The organism is Hymenobacter metallilatus, from assembly GCF_003944705.1.
Taxonomy (GTDB): domain Bacteria; phylum Bacteroidota; class Bacteroidia; order Cytophagales; family Hymenobacteraceae; genus Hymenobacter; species Hymenobacter metallilatus.
In genome coordinates this window covers 63110-80088 of sequence record NZ_RWIS01000016.1, presented here as the reverse complement: position 1 = coordinate 80088, position 16979 = coordinate 63110, and the positions used below count along the sequence as shown (strand labels likewise).

The 16979-nt window shown below is 58.9% G+C and carries 12 protein-coding genes; 2 read left to right on the top strand and 10 right to left on the bottom strand.

Features of this window, described 5'->3' with window-relative positions; all coding sequences use genetic code 11:
- Positions 1 to 7: 7 nt before the first annotated feature.
- The 4 genes from EI290_RS19680 to EI290_RS19665 form a co-directional block, all read right to left on the bottom strand.
- A complete protein-coding gene (locus EI290_RS19680; protein ID WP_185817082.1) occupies positions 8 to 2293 on the bottom strand; it encodes a ThiF family adenylyltransferase in 2286 nt (761 codons plus the stop codon).
- A 7-nt stretch (positions 2294 to 2300) separates the two neighbouring features.
- The gene (locus tag EI290_RS19675; protein ID WP_052381925.1) at positions 2301 to 3485 is read right to left on the bottom strand and encodes a ComEC/Rec2 family competence protein; all 1185 of its coding nucleotides are present in this window, start codon (positions 3483 to 3485) and stop codon (positions 2301 to 2303) included.
- Between the two features lie 96 nt (positions 3486 to 3581).
- A complete protein-coding gene (locus EI290_RS19670; protein ID WP_125433357.1) occupies positions 3582 to 5966 on the bottom strand; it encodes a S8 family peptidase in 2385 nt (794 codons plus the stop codon).
- 2 nt (positions 5967 to 5968) lie between these two features.
- Positions 5969 to 7066: an AAA family ATPase gene (locus tag EI290_RS19665; RefSeq protein ID WP_125433356.1), complete on the bottom strand. Its 1098-nt coding sequence runs from the start codon at positions 7064 to 7066 to the stop codon at positions 5969 to 5971.
- Positions 7067 to 7641: 575 nt separating this feature from the next.
- Between EI290_RS19665 and EI290_RS22625 the strand changes: the two genes are divergently transcribed.
- Complete coding sequence (locus tag EI290_RS22625) at positions 7642 to 8544, top strand: DUF6122 family protein (RefSeq protein WP_317127482.1); 903 nt, start codon at positions 7642 to 7644, stop codon at positions 8542 to 8544.
- A gap of 83 nt (positions 8545 to 8627) precedes the next feature.
- On the opposite strand, the gene EI290_RS19655 is transcribed toward EI290_RS22625, so the two are convergent.
- From EI290_RS19655 to EI290_RS19635, 5 genes are all read right to left on the bottom strand, one after another.
- Entirely contained in the window at positions 8628 to 8978 is a 351-nt protein-coding gene (locus EI290_RS19655; protein WP_125433355.1) for a DUF6577 family protein, read from the bottom strand.
- A 379-nt stretch (positions 8979 to 9357) separates the two neighbouring features.
- Complete coding sequence (locus tag EI290_RS19650; protein ID WP_125433354.1) at positions 9358 to 11814, bottom strand: TonB-dependent receptor; 2457 nt, start codon at positions 11812 to 11814, stop codon at positions 9358 to 9360.
- Positions 11795 to 13159 carry an HTTM domain-containing protein gene (locus tag EI290_RS19645; RefSeq protein ID WP_125433353.1) on the bottom strand — a complete coding sequence of 455 codons (1365 nt, stop codon included), beginning with the start codon at positions 13157 to 13159 and terminating at the stop codon, positions 11795 to 11797. The genes EI290_RS19650 and EI290_RS19645 overlap by 20 nt, the downstream gene beginning before the upstream one ends.
- On the bottom strand, positions 13159 to 14271 hold the full coding sequence (locus tag EI290_RS19640) for an imelysin family protein (protein WP_125433352.1): 1113 nt from the start codon (positions 14269 to 14271) through the stop codon (positions 13159 to 13161). Before EI290_RS19640 ends, EI290_RS19645 begins: the two co-directional genes overlap by 1 nt.
- A gap of 98 nt (positions 14272 to 14369) precedes the next feature.
- On the bottom strand, positions 14370 to 15518 hold the full coding sequence (locus EI290_RS19635; protein WP_125433351.1) for a DUF4856 domain-containing protein: 1149 nt from the start codon (positions 15516 to 15518) through the stop codon (positions 14370 to 14372).
- A gap of 230 nt (positions 15519 to 15748) precedes the next feature.
- Here EI290_RS19635 and EI290_RS19630 point away from each other — a divergent pair, with 230 nt between their 5' ends.
- Positions 15749 to 16678 (top strand): toxin-antitoxin system YwqK family antitoxin, encoded by a 930-nt coding sequence (locus EI290_RS19630; protein ID WP_125433350.1) that lies wholly within the window; start codon positions 15749 to 15751, stop codon positions 16676 to 16678.
- Here EI290_RS19630 and EI290_RS19625 read toward each other — a convergent pair.
- The gene (locus tag EI290_RS19625; RefSeq protein ID WP_125433349.1) at positions 16661 to 16933 is read right to left on the bottom strand and encodes a hypothetical protein; all 273 of its coding nucleotides are present in this window, start codon (positions 16931 to 16933) and stop codon (positions 16661 to 16663) included. The two genes, EI290_RS19630 and EI290_RS19625, sit on opposite strands and share 18 nt — an antisense overlap.
- Positions 16934 to 16979 lie beyond the last annotated feature (46 nt).

Here is a 16979-nt window from a genome sequence, read left to right as displayed (position 1 = left end):
ACGCGTTTCAGTAGACAAAAGGCAGGATGGCAGAGGGCGTGGCAATAAGCAAGAAAACTGGTAAGGGGCTTGTAAGGTCAGCAAACTCTTGCTGGAAGCGTTGCACCGTGGCCGCATCGGTTGGGCTCATGCACTCAGGCCCAACTGGATGAGTATGCCACTCGCCAATGTAGCCGAGTTGCCCGCCACTGGCCTGGTTGATCTTGTTTACCGTTTCCGGCAGATTCTGTACGCCGCGAAAGAAGCACACGGAGTTGGCTCGGCTGTCGGGTGGCGCTGGCACCACCCCTACTACGTGGATGGTTTTGGTTTTAAAATTAGCCCTTCCAATAAATACGCCGCCCGTTTCGTGAGGGGCTGCAAGCGCCAACTCTTGTTTAATAGTTTGCAGCACCGCTGCCGTCATGCGCACCTGCCAACTCGCGTCGTTCACCGCGTTGAACACATGCATGGGCTCTACTACCAAGCGCTCGGTGGAAATACTGGGGTAGCCGTCTTCGATGGCGACGCGGCTAAGAAACACTTGGCCGTGAACGGGCCGCTCCCTAACTACCGCGTCTTGCTTGAGCACTTCGGCGAAATAGGCTGCGTGGGTCGAGATGGTTTCATCGGCTAGGACTGTGGTTTCGGAGTTACAGCCTATCCCTACGCTTAACAGCGGACCGTCGGTTTGAGCTAAAGCCACTTCCCGCGCCAGCCATGCGGCCACTGCGGGACGGTGGGCATATTCGGCGTAAAGCATAGTTTGCAAGTCATCCAATCGCGGATTGCGGTTGGCCCCCTCCAAGGATAGAATGCCGAGCTGCCCCTGGTCCGAAATAAGCCCTCGGCTTATTACTGTCTGAGCAAGTATTGGACTAGCCAAAAGGGTATGGAAAAAGGCTTCCGATGCAGTGAAGTCAAATACTCGTTGGATAGTAACAGGCACATTCCCCACGACGGGCGCTAACACGAAATCAGCTGAACGGGCAAGGGCAATCAGACCCAAACCGGTTTCATATCTATACATTTCCCGAATGACTTGCTCTAAAGCAAGTGCTTTGTTCAGGCCCTCATGCTGGGCAAATAAAGTGTGGCGAACTAGGTTATGAGGGGAGAGCTTGTCGGGATCCAGTAGCACAAAATCGGTAATGCCACCACGAGCAAAATGCATCACCACTTTCGAACCTAAGGCCCCGCAACCTGCCACCCAGATCGAGCCAACAGGTACGACCGCCGCCCCAGAGACCACCTGGGCCTTCTGCAGGGTTAAGGGCTCATTGTGCACCTGAAAGCTTACAGGCAGATCGTTTATAATGCGACCTGTAGTTGGATCCTTGTCGGTGTCTTGCAGCGTGAGGTAAAAGTTGACAAACTCCAGATTTGCTGTAAATCCAATGAGTGGTTTGGGCCTTTTCAGGGCACATAGCACGGGTACTTCTGGGAAGAAATTGATGTCGTGCACGGCTAAGTGCCGTTCCAAGGGACCAAAGTCAATGCCAAATGATTGACCAAAGGCCAGTAATTTTTGCCAACTGCGGGGCAAATCCACGCAGTAATCGGAATAGGTGGTGTCTGCAGGTGACCACACCACGTAACCGGCGTGGTAGCGGCGGGCCTGTAAGGAATTGGCGGCCACTGCCCGCATGCCGCGCAGAAACTCTTCTACGATTTCCTCTATATTTTCAGGCGTGACCAACCTGTCAAGCCTAAAAGCGGGAGAAGTCCCGACTGGGGCTGTATTCTCAAACAGAGCTACGGAAAAATTGGCCACTCCAGACGCTGGCCTAGTTAACACAACCTGGGCCAGATGGTCGTAGGGATAAATAACGGAGCCCTGGTACCCTTCCAACCGAAGCGGATCAAACTGCTGCCCGTCAACAGCCAGCTCGCCAGTAACCGCGTCGCGTAGCCAGTTTTGGGTGCGGGTTACGACGTCGGGGAGCCGGCGGTTAGCATACCATTCCGTGAAGTCGCCACGCACCAGACAAAATGCTGGCGGTTTACCCGGCACTGCCACGTACAAATGAGCAAGTTGGTCTTTAGGGAAATCAAGTCGGTCAGCATATACCACCGGCGTCGCAGTGGGGTAACCGGTGCGGCTAAGCACTAGCAGCACCGGTTCCTGGGCCCGAATGTCAATCCCTGCGTAGTTGCCCCGGGGAGGTAATTCAACCGCTACGGTTAAGGCCAGGCCAATATGGTCGTTATCCCAAGCCAGCGGTTTCAGTACAGCCACGCCTAAGTGACTTGCCAACTCACGCAACGAGGCTTCCAGCCGGGGATTCGTGATGGGACGCTTGTCACGGCGCAAGAAATGGCTAAATAGCTTCCGCGCCATAGCCTGATGGTTTATGCAACGCCCCCAGCGCCCCCGTACCTGCTACCGTAGCGGTGCTTTCTACCAGTTTAGCGGGCACCGGCCCTTGGGAAGTTACCTCAAACACAATGGGCTGGGGAGTATTGCCCTTTTTCTTGTGTGTATCCGTGTTGAGGAAATTGGCTTTGCCCACTTTCTTGATGTATTCCAGCTTGGCCTCGTAGTGCGGTGGGTTGCTAGAATCATCCAGCACTTCTTTGCTGGACGCGATTACGCGTGCCCCAGTTCGGGCATAATCTAGTACGGCTAAAGGTTCGGCCTTTGGGGTAGGATTGTCGGCTTGAGGCCGGTCATTGAAGTAAGACCACGAGCAATGGTGAGGCGCAAGAAATAGATCCCAATCCAGGGCCTTATGCGTTACATCATTTTTGTGTCGGGTAGTTTTGTCCAGGATAACGCACCAAGCCCAGTGGTCGGAATCGCCGCCGAATAGTGCTAAGCAAGCAAAATCAGTGTCCGTTGCGCGCTGTTTAAACCGAGCCTGGAACACAATGCTGGCAAAGTTTTTATCCTTTTCTTCGTCGTATAACTGCTCTTTAAAGGGTGCATGCAAAAATACTGAGAATAGAGTTTGTTCCTTCTGGTTAAACCGGGTAACTATATTACCTGGCGTTTGGCGCAAGTGGTTCAGGTCCTTGAAGCTGCCGCGCCCATCGTAGCCTATGATGACCACGCGATTGCCGGGCTCGTCCCGGTTCGCAGCTTTGTCGCGGTGGAGCTTGACGCGCCGCATGGCCTCGGCTTCGAATACGTCCTCGTCTGGGTTGGTGCTTACTTCCTCAACCATTGGCGAAAACCAAATTTCATCGATAAGAATGCGACCAGCTTCACGATCGTCGGCGCTATAGGTAGCTGGGTCACCTTGGAAGAAGTTCTTTGCGAAACCCCGGCAGTGATCTTGGTCACCGTGGGTGAGCACGAACACATCGACAAAAGGATTGTTCGCTGTATTACGCTTGAGCGAGGCCAGCAAGTCCTGTTTTACATCAAACTTGGTATCGTCCGTGTCACCCGAAGCTGATTCACGGATGTTGCAGTCGACGAGCATCGTGGTACCGTCAACAAGAGTAACCAGCGAACAATCGCCGTTGCCGACGGGGTAGTATTTTATGGTAGCGTTTGCCATAACTAGAAAAAATATGAACAGTGAAAAAAATCCTATGCCTCCACATGAGTTGGTGGATTAGCCAGGGCATTTAAGTAATGCAGGTATTGACTTGGCTTATTCGGGGGCTGGCTCGGGAGCCGAACCGCCACTGGTGTTGCGTAAGTTCAAACTGACCTCGTTGCGCAGCTGTATGTTGTTATGCTGGAAGTTGTTAAGCGTTAGGCTGCGGGTGACGGAACTATACACGTCGTGGCGCTGCAGGGGATCGCGGATGGTCACAATGAGGCAGAACTCCTGGGAGAGCACCTCGCCGTCGGCCGCGGCCGCCGCTTCCGCCGCGTGCGAAAACAGGCCCTTGAGCTCGAGGTACCACTTCTTGGGCGCCGTCAGCCCGCGTACCCGGTGCGCCTCGGTCATTTCCTGCAGGTTGATGGCGTATTTCTTAATCGGGTGGTACTTGCCCAAGTCGTCGCGCAGTTGCCGCTCGGCCGTGAACGGGTGGTCGATGTAGCGCTGGAACTTGGCGGCGTAGTTGCTGGAGAGCAGCAGATTGTAGGGATTAAGCTTGCCGATGGGGTTGGAGACGGTACGCTTGGTCGTGTCGCGCAGGCGAATCCGGTCGTAGGTGCCGAAAGACACGTCAATGTTGGACTGGCAGTACTCGGCGCCCTGGTTGCCGTCCAGGCGCGGGTCGGTGACCAAGGTGACCGTAACCTCCCCGTAGAACTGGCCCTCGTCGTTGAGTAAGACGTCGGGAAATGGAAAGTCGAGGATCTCAATGTAGCCCCCGCGCACGATGTTGTCCTGCAGGATCAGCGTGCTTTCGTGGGGCGAATTGAAGATGATGTCGTCCACGGAGCCCGGCAAGCCGAAGCCCAATTCGCGCAGTCGGTCGCTCGGACTCAGGCTCAGGCCCGGGTGGTATTTAGCCGAGTGAATGGCCAGGGCTTTCAGCAGCAGGGGGTTGAAGTCGCCGGCCACGCGGTGCGAGAGGCCGGCCATCAGCGCTGACACCCGGGGGGTGGAAAAACTCGTGCCGGCTTGCTGCACCACGCCCCCGGTGAGGGAAAAGGAGTTGACGCCGGTCAGTTTCATGCGCCCGCCGGCCGTGACGCCACCATTCCCCCCGTAGTGCACCAGTTCGGGCTTGATGAGCTTGTTGGGACCAAATCCCGAGCGCGAGAAGGGCGAGGCGTGGCCTTCGGGCACTAGGTCGTCCGGCCCCTGGCTGTGTGCTACACTGCCCACCACTAAGGAGCGCACGGAATCGGCCGAAACAGGAATGCGTCGCTTGGGGGCAGCTGAAACGAAGTTGGTGCAGTTGCCCGCCGATTTGCAGATCAGGGCGCCCGTGCGCTGCTGCAGCTCGTCGAGCGACTTGCCGAAGTCCGAGAAGTCCCGGGCGCTGCATTCCATCGTGCCCCCGCCCGACAAGTTCCACAGCAGCACGTCGGGGTGGGCCAGCACCGCGTTCTGAATGTTTTCCAGCAACTCATCCTCGTCAATTTCCAGCCCCGGCCGCGGAAACACGGTAGCGTCGAGCAGCTTGAATTCTCCCACCCCCACCCAGCTGCGCTGCTCCAGCTCGTCGCCGTAGAGCAGCACACCAGCCACGAAGGTGCCGTGGGAACGGTCCACTTCCGGTTCGTTGTAGGCCGAGTAACGCCGCGTATCCAGCCACGGGGCCAGGTGCGGAATGGGGGCGATGCCAGAATCCAGCACGCCTACCGTCAGGTAATCCTGTCCCGGCACCGGGGTTTTTACCGGCAGTTCCAGGCCGCTGCTCAGCTCGTCGAGCGTGATGCGGTAAGCCGGCATGGGGTCGATCGAATACAGCGCCTCAAATTCCTGCACCGTCACGAGGGAATCGGGCCGAACATGCTCCAGCTTGAAAACGGTCAACCCGGAAGTGTAGCGGGTTTTACGGTAGGCAATCTGGCCCTCACGCAGGGTCTGCTCAAAGGCACTTTCCACCTGGGCATTCATTTGCCGGTCTTGGTAGTTCACCAACTTGACCTTCAGTGGGGTGGCGATGTCCTGGGGCAAATCGATGCGCGGTTGGAAAGGTCGAATCTCGTCAATGGCGGATAAGCCAATAGAGAAAGCCAGCGGGCGCTCCAGGTTATGTTCTATAAAGGCCACGTGCTCCGGCGAGTCCACTTTAACCAGAAAGTCGAGGTCTTCGGACAGCCCGATAAAGTTGTATTCTTCCTTGCGGTTGAAGAGTTTACCTACCTCGCCCCGGTGTGACTTGGCCATGGCATCTTCCCGCACTGTTACCTGTACCACGGCCGGAATAAAGCTGCGCTCCGGCCGCCGCGCAGCAATAGATTGGGCCGTAGCGCCCAATGATTGCCGAAACTCGGTGGCCCGGGCTTCCAGCATGTCTTCGGGCAATAGCCAGCTGGGCTGGGGGCCGCCGCCCCCAGCTTCGGTTTTGCGCTCGTCCTGGGTGCCGCGCTTGCTGAACAGCTTAATGGGAAGATTCTTGGGTTCCATACCTAGCCTTTCGGATTAAAGTAGTTGCGCACCTGGCGTAGAGAAATGTCGAGTAACTCCGCAATAGCGGCCTGTGATACCCCATGGGCACTCAAAAAGCCGAGCAGGGCTTCCTGAGAGGCTGCTTCATGGTGCTTGTAGTAGTAGAATTGCAGCAGCAGGTGTTCGTACTCCAGCTTTGGCTTTTTGGCCAGCACGTTCTGAGCAATGGCATTCTGACAGATGGACTTGATGTCGGCCGGGCTGTTGCCCTGTAGCAGTTCGGCCAGGGCCTCCCCTTTTTTGCTGTCCAGGTCAAATCCCAACTCCACGGACTTCAGAAATAGCTGTAGCAGACGCTGAATGTCGGTCGGCTGGGGCAGGGACACGTCGATGATGCTGTTAAACCGGCGCCAAATGGCCTTATCCAGCAATTCCTGATGGTTGGTGGCCGCGATCAGGATGTTGGATTCCACAAACTCATCAATGTTTTGCAGCAAGCTGTTGACCACCCGCTTCAGTTCCCCGAGTTCGTGCTGGTCGTCCCGGGCCTTGGCGATGGCATCAAACTCATCCAAAAACAGGATGCAGGGCTGGCGACTGGCGAATTCGAAAATTTTGCGGATGTTTTTGGCCGTATTACCCAGCAGCGAGGAAACCAGCGAGTCGAGCCGAGCCACCACCAGCGGGAGCTGCATTTGCTGAGCGATGTAATGGGCGATGGTAGTCTTGCCGCCGCCGGGGGGGCCGTACAGCAAAAGAGAAGCCTGCGGAGCTATGCCTGCGGCCTGGAGTTCAGAACGATGCTGCAATCGATTCACAAAGCCGTCGAGCTTATGGCGCAGGTTATCAGAAAGAATAACTGGAAGATCCAACCCTGGCTGGGGCATCACCAGGTCAGCAATGTTCATGCGGGTCTCTTGATCAACCGGAGCAGTCAAAAGCTGGTCGAGGTACACAGGCTGGGCCTGCTTGCTGTGCAAGGCGCGCAGGATGCGGTCAGCCGCTTTCGTGTCACCGGCTTTGCGGAGGTTTTCGGCTAGTAGCGTGGCGTAACTAAGCACCTTCTGCGGGTCCTTGGTGAGGCCACCCTCAATGATTTTTATGATTTCTGTGAACATGAGTGCTTTATACGTACTCAAATATACTAAAATCGTTTCTAAAATATTAAAAATCGTTTCTAAAAATATAAAATATGTTTCTGGCAACACTTCATGCTATGAGTGGAGGCCCATGGTAGCCTGCTCCTAGTGTTGCCCGTATTGCTCGGGGTATTGCCACCTGCGACAACCCGTTGCCTGACCGGCTGGCAGACGAAGAGCACTGTTTGCAGGCCTATCTATCGAGCAACGGTGAATTAAACTCCATCCGTGAGAGGAGTGCAGTGCTTAATCACCGCCTTTCCTGTTCGTGTATACTTCTCAGTTTGGCCGAATATTTTTTTTAAACCGCCACGCTGCCTCGAGGCAGTTCAGGACCTGGAAATTATGCAAGTAAATCGGCCACACGATGCACGGGCGAAGTGCGTAAGCTCACCTGGTCGTTCCCACCGAATAGCCGACTCTGTGTTGCCGTTCCTGCCCGGAGGGGATAGCAGCAATCTATTCACAACCTGGGTATTTTAAACCCGGTAAGGACATTTTGAAGCACAAGAGTTTCCATATAGGCATCGTAGCAAGCAGGGTAACAACATTGGATGCCCCGCTCAAAACGGATGATTCCATCTTCAACTATGCTGCTTCGATGGTGCCGAGCCACGAGGCCGCCCGCAGGATGGTTGCTCGGGATAAGCCTGCTTACTCGTCCCCAACACGCTTCCTTGCTTCTCTTGCCTGTTTTCAGCTTTATTCGCTATAGCGCCGCCGGCCTGATGTTGGCACTTGCTGGTTGCCGGTCATCCGCTCTGCCCCCTAAGTTTGCGGCTACGGCCGGGTACCACTCCCCGCGGCCGGTACAGCACTGCGACACGGCGAACTCCCTCCTAGCTCCTGAACTCCCCTCTGCGCCGCAGAAGCGGGTACAGCCTGAAGTCCAACCTGCGACCACAAACACTTCGGCCCACCCCCCTCCGAAAAAAAGGGGGCAGCCGAATCGGCTGGGTAGCTTTCAGCCCAAGCCAACGATTAGGGACACGGTAAGTGGCACCACTCAGCCCTTGGTTTCGCGCAGGCCCCGGCAGTACGCCTCCCCCAATTTCTTCAGCGTCCAAACGTTGGTGCATTATGGGCTGCACTTTCTTTTTCCGGCTGTGTTGGCGCTTGTTTTCTTTCCCGCGGTGTGGCAAACCGCCTACCTGATCATGCTTGCCACCATGATCATGGACCTAGATCACCTGCTGGCCAAGCCTATCTTCGACCCCTTGCGCTGCAGCATCGGGTATCACCCGCTCCACTCTTTTTATGCCATCCCGGTGTATGCGCTGCTGCTACTGCTACCAGTCACGCGGATTGCCGCTGTAGGCCTGCTGTTCCACCTATTCACGGATACGGTGGATTGCTTGTGGAACTTCAGCCACTGTCACGCGTGCTACCTCAACTCCCGTATTTACTCGTTGCGCAAGGGAATGCGAAAGCTACTGGGCCGTAAGGTGGACGACTAAACAGGATACCAATTCCCGCTCTCATCGGGTCGGCCCGCAGGCGCAGCAGCATTTCCGGGCGCCGCGAAAATCCGCCGGCGCGCTCAAGCCGGGTTTAAGGCCGCATTCAGCAACGCCGTCCAGCGGGGTTCGATACCACAGCGGGCCGCGTACTGCAGCAGCAGCGGCTGGTTGAGGCCCTGATGGGGGAGTAGCGTGGCCAGCGACGCCGTAAGTGCCATATCCGAAGTAGCCGCGGCCAGCTCCGGCAGCAGGGCTGCGTCGACGAGCATTTTTTCCAGGCGGGCCGTGGGAATGCCCCGCACCTGCCGCACGGGTGAAAACCGCTGCCAGGCCCGTGCTACCACGGGGTCTGGCAGCGGGAAAGTAGTCAGCAGGCGTTCAGCCCAGCGGAGTTCGGCCCAGCGCACTTCCACCACGAGAAGGGCAGGCATATTGGGGAGAAACGGCTGCAGCCAGCGGGTAGACCACAGGCAACCCGCTGGCAAGGACAGCCTAGCTTGCAGCTGCTGCCACAACGCCAGCCATTCGGGCGCCAGCATCGGTTTCAGGGCATTGGCAATGGGGGTTGGTTCAAACGAGAGCAGGCCCGGTGCTGCTTCGTGCAATAGCTGGCTGCGTATGAGTCTCTGCCGGACCGCTGGCCAAACGGCGGCCGTGACCTCGGGCACCGCCCCTTGGAAAAAGGCTAGCAGCTCCATTTCCGAAATCTGCGGACGGTCGCGAAAGTGGCCGCGCAGCTGGGGCCACGCCCGCAGCACCCGGTCTATCGGTATAGTTGCTGGTTTCATGTGCGTAAGGCCTGGCTATCCGTTACCACTTTACGGCTACCGTCAGAAACAAGCTGCGGCCGTCGGAAGGCAGGATACCGGGGCCGGGGTAGCCGGTGGCGCGGCGGGTGAAATAGACGGCGTTGGCCAGGTTGTTCACGCTGCCTTCCAGCTTGAGCCAGCGCCGCTCCCAGGAAACCGAGGCATCGAGCACCGTGTAAGCCGGAATGCGGCCCACGACCGCCGATACGCCCCCTAGTTCGGCTTTCGTCGCGTCGGTATACTGCTTCGACAAGTAGGTGGCCTGCAATGAACCCTTGAACGGCCCAACCCCCACCCGGGCACCGGCCTTGAGGTTGATAGCGGGCACAAATTCGACCGGATTGCCCTTCACCCCTGCTATGTCGCTTTGCGTGTAGCGGCCCCGAATCAGGGCCAGGTTGCCGAAGGTGGCCAGCGACCACCAGCCCGGCTCGGCCGTGGGGCGCAGGGCCCGCAGCAGGTCCACTTCGGCGTAGGACTCCACCCCCAGAATCAGGGCGCGGCCCACGTTGCTGCGGCGGCGCAGCACCCGGTCGGCGGCGTCGTAGGTCTGCACTTCGCCGATGCGGTTGCCGTACTGCAGGGCAAACAAGCTCACGTCGTAGGTCAGCCACTGGCCCTGCTCCCCGCGCAGGCCCAGGTCGGCTGAGTAGCCGCGCTCGTCCTGCAGGTTGGGGTCGATGACGGCCGAGGGGTTGGCGATGCGCATGTCCGAGAACGTGATGGAACGGTAGTTCTGCGAGATGTTGCCGTAGAGCTCCCGCGTTTCCACGGGCTTGTAGCTCACGCCGATGCCGCCCAGCACGAAGCCGCGCGGGCTCAGGCGCTGCTCGTTGTTCTGGGTGATGGCGTCGATGTTGTCGGCGTTGTCGCGAATCACGGTGCCGTAAGTGCCCTTGGAGGTAGTGCGGATGTACTCGTAGCGCACCCCGGGCGTCACCGAAACCTTATCGCTCAGGTAGAAGATGTTTTCGGCAAAGACGGCCACGTTCTGGTTGGGAAACTCGAAGTCCGAGAAGCCGTTGGCGAACGTCACCCCCTCGGGACCCACGAAGCGGAAGTCCGCGCCGCGGCCCGTGGGACCAAACCCTTGCACGCTATGGTTATAGCCGTGGTAGTAGCGGCTGCCCAGCAGCAGCACGCCACTTTTGCTGCCGGTGCCCAGGGCGTAGCGGTTCAGGTAGCGGGCTTCCACGCCGTAGTTCTGAAACTCTCCGGTAATCAGGTCACGCAGGTAGGTGTTGTTGTCGGGCAGCGCCACCTGGTTGGGCCGAAAGCCCAGGGACTTGCGCGTGGCCCGCAGCCCAAAAGCCAGCACGTTGATATTCGATTGCGGCGTCAGCTTCCAGTCGGCCGAGGCGTTGAACAGGTTCCAGTCCACGGCAAACCAGTTCCGCTCGCGGTTGGACTGCCGGGCGTTCTGGGCGTACTGCGCGTCGCTCAGCCCACCCGGCTGCTGGGCCAGGTAGTCCATGTGGGTGACCTGAGCGCCGACTTTGAAGTTCTCGGCGAACTGGTACCGCACGTCGGCGTAGGCCGTTTTGGAGTCGAAGTGCGAGTTGGGGCGCCAGCCGTCGCCGCCCTTGTACTGGGCGAAGGCGTAGTAGCTGAGCTTCTTCACCGTGCCGCTCACGCTGTTGAACGAGTTGAAAAACCCGTAGGAGCCCACCGTCTGCCGCGACACCACGCTGACGGTCTTATCCGGCTCCGGCGCGCGCAGCTCGAAGTTGAGCAGGCCGCCGAACTGGGTGCCGTACTGCAGGGAGGCGGCTCCGCGTACCAGCTGAATGCGTTTGATGGCCTCCACGGGCGGCGTGTAGTAGCTCTCGGGGTAGCCCAGCGCGTCGGCCGAGATGTCGTAGTTGTTTTGCCGCACGTTGAAGTTGCTGGTGCGGTTGGGGTCAAGGCCCCGGCCCCCGATGCTGAGCTGCAGGCCGCCCTGGTCGCTTTCCCAGATGTTGAGCCCCGCTACCCGGGCATACACCTGCCGGGCGTTGTTGGTAGCCAGGTTGGCCACTAAGTTGTCGGGCACGATGACGTCCGACTTCTTGGCCGCGAAAATGGCCGTGCCCTCCACCTCACGCAGGCGCTGCGGCCCAAATCGTGTTTGCGGTGCCGCCACTACCACTTCCTTGAGTTGCCGCTCGCGGCGCTGAAGCGTAAAGTCTACAAGGCTGCCGTCGGCCGGCACGTCCACCTCCGTTTTCAACGGCTCGTGGCCGATGGAGGAAAACTGCAGCTGCTGGCGGCCGGCCGGGAGCTTCGCAATGGTGAACAGACCGGCCGAGTCGGTGCGGGCAATCTGGCGGGAGCCGCGCACGTACACCTCGCAGCCCACCACGGGCCGGCCGGTATCGGTTTCGCGCACCCGGCCCTGCAGGCTGGCTTGCTGGGCCACGGCCGTCAGGGTGGACAACACGCTCGCGGCCAGGGCCACGCTATAAACCGGAAATCTCATCGTCAAAGGGTAAAATCCAGGGCTTGGGCCGTAAATCGTCGGTGACGCGGGCCAAATCTACGGTGGGGTCAATAAAGCTTTTGCCCAGACGCCCGTTCAGGCTCACGTAAGCATCGGCGTAAACTTTTGGGTTGTGCACGCCGCGCCGGGCGTAGTAGTCGCGCAGGTAGTGGGCAAACTGCACCAGCATGTCGGGCTGCGTGCTCATCATCTTTTCCTGCAGCACACTCAGGTGCTCGTAGTTATTCACCAGTCGGGCCCGGCCGGTAGCGGAGTCCACGACCTTGAACTGCACCTGCCCCATCTTTTCCATCAGCATCACCCGCCAGGAAAAGCGGTAGCCCTCTTCGGTCCAGAACAGTTCGTGCGGATAAAGCAGGTAACGAAAGGGCAGCAGCAGCTGCACCACAAAGAACACGCCCAGTACCAGTAGCAGGGCCTGCCGGGTCCGCGGGGCATACACCAGGGACATCGAAGGTCGGGCCGCCGGGGTCGTATTCCACCAGCCGCGCAGCCGGGCAAGAAACCGTTCATGAGCCTCTGCCGGAAAGAAAACCAGCGCCGCCACCATCATCACATACGGAAACATGCCGATGGGAAACAGCACGGCCGTGAGCACGTGAAAGACCACCACCGTGACGTAGGCCCAGAGCCGGGTGCGGCGGTTCAGCAGGAAAAACGGCACCGTCAGGTCATAGAAGGCCCCAAACCAGCTGAAGGCGTAGGCCACCCACACCCGGTCCAGCAACGGGCCGATAATGGGCAAGTCGTTTTTGGCCGGCAGCCAGATGCGCAGCGGCATGGCATGCACCAGCCAGTCGGAGTTGAGCTTGGCCAGGCCGGCGTAGCAGTACACAATGCCCATGAGCAGGCGTAGCGCGTCCACCGTCCAGCGGGGCACCTCACTGCGCCAGCGGGCCGGATTCAGGTGGGCATTCAGGGAAAAGTAGCGGCCGGCCGGCAGCACCAGCAGCAGCAGGGCCACCACACTCACGAAGTAGTAGTGGTTGAGGTAGGTGCTTTTGTCCATGAGCTCGATGTAGGTGAAGCTCACAAACAAGCCCGCCGCGGCCGTGCGGTACCAGTAGCCCAGGGTTACGAGTAGCGCGCACACCCCGCAGAAAACGAACAGCCCGTACGTGTAGGGACCTAGGGGCCGCACCCACTCGAAGCCGTAGTAGGCGAAGAAAAACTTAGGCTTCAGGTAGAGTTCCGCAATCCACCCCTTGGCCCAGAAACGCACCACGCTGGCCAGTACCAAAAGGCCAAAGGCCATCCGGAACGTAGCCAGCGGGGCAGCTGGGGTATAGCGGTGGAGGTAGCGCTGCAGCGGACTGCTCTGCATTAGTCGCCGTCGTTGTCGACGTAGGTCACCGTGATGCCCAGGGCCGAGGTCATGTCCACCTTAATCAGGCGCACGGCCTTTTGCATCTCGTTGTAGGAAGCCACCGCATCGGCATTGCGGGCCGTGATGGTGGTGAACAAGTCGGGGCCCAGGGAGCTGAGCTGCTGGGCCGAAACGCCAAACTGCGTGTTGACGATGCTCGTCAGGCTCTGGCCCGAGCGGCTGTCCTTGGCGCCGAGCGCATCGAGGTAGCTTTTCAGCGAGGGCCGGCCCGCACGGCCGTTGAAGAAGCTTTGCACGGTGGCGTGGGCCGTGGTGGCCAGCTGCAGCGGCAGCGTACCCTTGAGGTAGTAGGCCTCAATCTTTTCGGGGCGGGGCGTGCCGGTCATGGTGCCGGCCGGAATGCCCACCTTGCCGGCGCGCAGGTAGCGCTCGAAGTAGAGCGAATAGGCATTGATTACGCGCGAGAGCGATGAGCTGGCGTCGGTGCCGGCGTTGTTGATAAAGGTGTCCCGGTAGGAACTGTTCCATTGGGAGTAGACCGTGCCAAACGTCTGGTCCATCTTGGCCACCACGTCGGTGAGGTAGCGGCGGTGGCCGGCGGAGGCCACGTACTGCTGCACGATGGCCGCGTCGCCCATGGCCACACCGTTGAGCAGGTAGTCCAGCGCGGGAAAGCCCTGCTGGGGAATAGCCGTGGCCACCTCAAAGTCGTAGGTGCCGGTGATGATGTTGCGGTTGATGCCCGCCGCGTCGGCCGGGTAGATGTTGAAGTGGTTACGCAGGCTCACCGACTCGGCCGGGCCAAACTCAAACAGCTCCACCTTCTGCCACTCCAGGTAAGCCGTCTGCCAGGCCTGGCGCGCGTCCAGCAGCGTAGCCGGGGTGGGCGCCGCCGTGAAGGCCGTCGTCTTGGTTTTGAGCACCGCCATCTTGTCGTTAAAGCGCTGGTAGCCGGGTTTTACCAGGCTGTCGGCCCACTGCGTGAGCAGCGCTTTGCGGTCCACCGTCGCGTCGGATCCGGCCGGGTCCACGCCGGAGTCTTTCTGGCAGCTGAAGATGCCCACGGCTGTAAATAGGAGCAGCAGCGCAAACAAAGCGGTCTTTTTCATCGGGGCAATTTTTCGTGGCGAAGGCCAACGGACCACGCAGCCGGGGCTGCCTGATTCGTTGGCCTTGGGTCCGCTTGCGGCAAGCGGGCCAAAAAATGTTAAATGCTAAACTTGGTTTTGATGGCGTTGATGGCCACGTCGGCCTGGGCGTTGGTAAGGCTCCAGGTGCCGTTGGTGCCCGAGGTCAGGTCCGTGAGCAGGTTGTCGGAAAACGCCGCGTCGGCGCCGTACTTGGTGCAGAAGCGCAGCGAGTAGATGAAGCCGAGACCTTCGCCCAGGGCGTGGGCTTTCACGTCGAGCGTGGAAGCCGACTTCCAGTTGCTCAGGTAAGACACCGCCGCCAGTGCAATGGTTTTCTCCAGCTCCGTGCGGATAAGGTCGGCCTGGGTTTTCACGCCGGCCGCGTCGTTGTTGACGATGGCCGCACGGCCCTTTAGGAAAGCCATGTACACCGCGGGCGAGGCCGTGGGGTTTTTCTCGTTGAGGTAGCCGGCCAGGAACCGCTCGCGGGGCGTCAGGCTGATGTCAGTGGTCATGATGGCGTTGGCCGTCAGGTAGCCGTAGGCTAGGTCCCAGTTGTGTTCCAGCTCGGAGTAGGACTTGCCGTCTACTACTTTGCTGTTGTTTGCCTTCAGGGCGTTGTCGGTCAGCAGCACGTTGTCAATCTGGTCGAGCAGCAACGCGCCAATCAGCGCCTTCTGAATGACCTGGTTCACCTCGATGCCGTTGCCGTCTACCAGGTAGCGGCCCAGGCGCCCGGCTGAGCCGGGCGTGGCCACGTTATTCACCGACTGGCTGGCCGTGGCCAGCTGAGTCAGCTTGGTGTCCACGTAGGTGCGCACCGTTTCGGCGTTCGTGGCGGGGAAGGAGGCCGCCGTGGTGGTTCGCAACGACAGGCCCGAGGCATTCAGGCCGGTGCCGGTGAAGTAGCCGCCGGTGTTGGCGTAGTAACCGCGCAGCTTGGTCACGTCCAGCGTGGAAGGGGTGGCAGGAGCGGCCACAGCCACCAGCGCCATGTACGAATTCAGCTCCGAAAACATATCCAGGCGCTGGTTCGAGCTTGTCAACTCCACCGTCGACTGCCCGCTGGCATCCTTGAATGATTCCGTGTACTTGGAAGAGGCCGTCAGCGTGCCGGCGTCCATTTTGGCGCGCAGTACTGGAGCCGACTCGGTGTCATTCTTGTCGCAGGAACTCAGAGCTACGGTCAGGGCCAGCAGCGTAGCAGGAACGTACTTAAACGTCATGGGAACGGGATTAGCGAAGGAGGTCAAATGGTACCCAAAGGTAAATAGCTTATTTGTTATTATTCCAAATAAGGGCAAAGTTTTTTTGTAAAGGATCTAAATAAATAGGGAAGCTACATGCTGTTGTTTTTATTAAAAGCTGCTGGCTGGCTGTGTGGATTTGGTAGCGGTGATCAAGGCTTTATCTTTACCCTGCGTAATTCTATTTGCTATCCATCCTCCGGTTTTCTATGGCCAAACGCTGCGCTCTGTACGTCCTTCTTCTGCTTCTATCGCTGACTTCCGCACTGGCGCAGCGGCCCAAGCCGGCAGCTGTCAGCTTACCACCGGCCGACACCGTGTATTTTGACCGTGACTGGGAGCGCACCGAGACCCTGGAAGAGATTTCCTATGCTCGGATTGCCCGCCATGATGCTGCCGGCAAAACGGTGGGCACCGTGCGCGACTACTTCTATCCTTCCTGGAAAAAGCAGTGGGAAGGAAAAATGGCCAGTGAAGCCCCGGACAAGCCCACCGGGCTGTGCTGCGGCTGGCACGAAAACGGCCAGATGAGTTTTCGCGGAACGTACATAAATGGCCTACAACAAGCTGATTTTCGCAGCTGGCATGAGGACGGCCGCGAAATCAAGTGTACATCCGTGCTGCAGGACGCGCTGCCCCTGAGCACAGCTTCCATCCACTGCAGCAACTGCATGCACACCAGCCGGAAAGTATTCACGGTAGACCTGCCGGTCGGCACAGTCGGTATTATCTATAAGCTGGACGTACGCGACGAAGGCCAGCCTCCTATTTCCTGGTCAACGGCACTGGCGGTGGCAGCGGTAGCCGGCAGTGGAGGAACCGCGGCTCCCGCCCTGTTGAGCACCGCAGCCACGGCCCTGACCAAGCAAGGCAACAATGCTCCACCCACGGTTAGCACCAAGTGCCACTGGTATATTACCCCCGACGAGCGCGCGGCCCAGCAGTTTCTCGCTACCAAGGGCACCATTACCCAGGACAAAGTGTGCTTTCGGGCAGCAGATAATACCCCCCAGGAAACCCGCCCCCTTGCGTTGCCGGCCGGTACCCGTCGCCTCTACGTGTGCGTGAACAATGACAACTATACGACCGATGCAACCGCTACGCTCAGCGTAACGGCACTGCTACAGTCCTGTCAATAAAGGTTTCCACCCCTTGCCTGCATTCAGTGGGTAAGGGGTACCAGCACCGGTTTTTTCCTTACTCGACAGACTGCCGTGCGGCCCTGGGCGGTCCACGTAGTGTTGAGTTACCTGCTCACCATTCTGAGTAGATAGTTGCAGTGCATCGAGGCGGGGTTCTAACTGCTGCCAACCATTGGTTATCTCTGCCCTTGATACGTTGGCCTCCCGTGCAGCCAGACTATACAATACATTTTCAAGCTGTTTGATCTTCATACAGGGAAGGGTCAATAGTAAGGAGAGTACGCGGAAAAGGAAGCCT

Coding starts and splice junctions, on each gene's coding strand:
- EI290_RS19675 (WP_052381925.1), bottom strand. CDS start 3,485: ATGGCAAACGCTACCATAAAATACTACCCCGTCGGCAACGGCGATTGT.
- EI290_RS19670 (WP_125433357.1), bottom strand. CDS start 5,966: ATGGAACCCAAGAATCTTCCCATTAAGCTGTTCAGCAAGCGCGGCACC.
- EI290_RS19665 (WP_125433356.1), bottom strand. CDS start 7,066: ATGTTCACAGAAATCATAAAAATCATTGAGGGTGGCCTCACCAAGGAC.
- EI290_RS22625 (WP_317127482.1), top strand. CDS start 7,642: ATGCCCCGCTCAAAACGGATGATTCCATCTTCAACTATGCTGCTTCGA.
- EI290_RS19655 (WP_125433355.1), bottom strand. CDS start 8,978: ATGCCTGCCCTTCTCGTGGTGGAAGTGCGCTGGGCCGAACTCCGCTGG.
- EI290_RS19650 (WP_125433354.1), bottom strand. CDS start 11,814: ATGAGATTTCCGGTTTATAGCGTGGCCCTGGCCGCGAGCGTGTTGTCC.
- EI290_RS19645 (WP_125433353.1), bottom strand. CDS start 13,159: ATGCAGAGCAGTCCGCTGCAGCGCTACCTCCACCGCTATACCCCAGCT.
- EI290_RS19640 (WP_125433352.1), bottom strand. CDS start 14,271: ATGAAAAAGACCGCTTTGTTTGCGCTGCTGCTCCTATTTACAGCCGTG.
- EI290_RS19635 (WP_125433351.1), bottom strand. CDS start 15,518: ATGACGTTTAAGTACGTTCCTGCTACGCTGCTGGCCCTGACCGTAGCT.
- EI290_RS19630 (WP_125433350.1), top strand. CDS start 15,749: ATGGCCAAACGCTGCGCTCTGTACGTCCTTCTTCTGCTTCTATCGCTG.
- EI290_RS19625 (WP_125433349.1), bottom strand. CDS start 16,933: ATGAAGATCAAACAGCTTGAAAATGTATTGTATAGTCTGGCTGCACGG.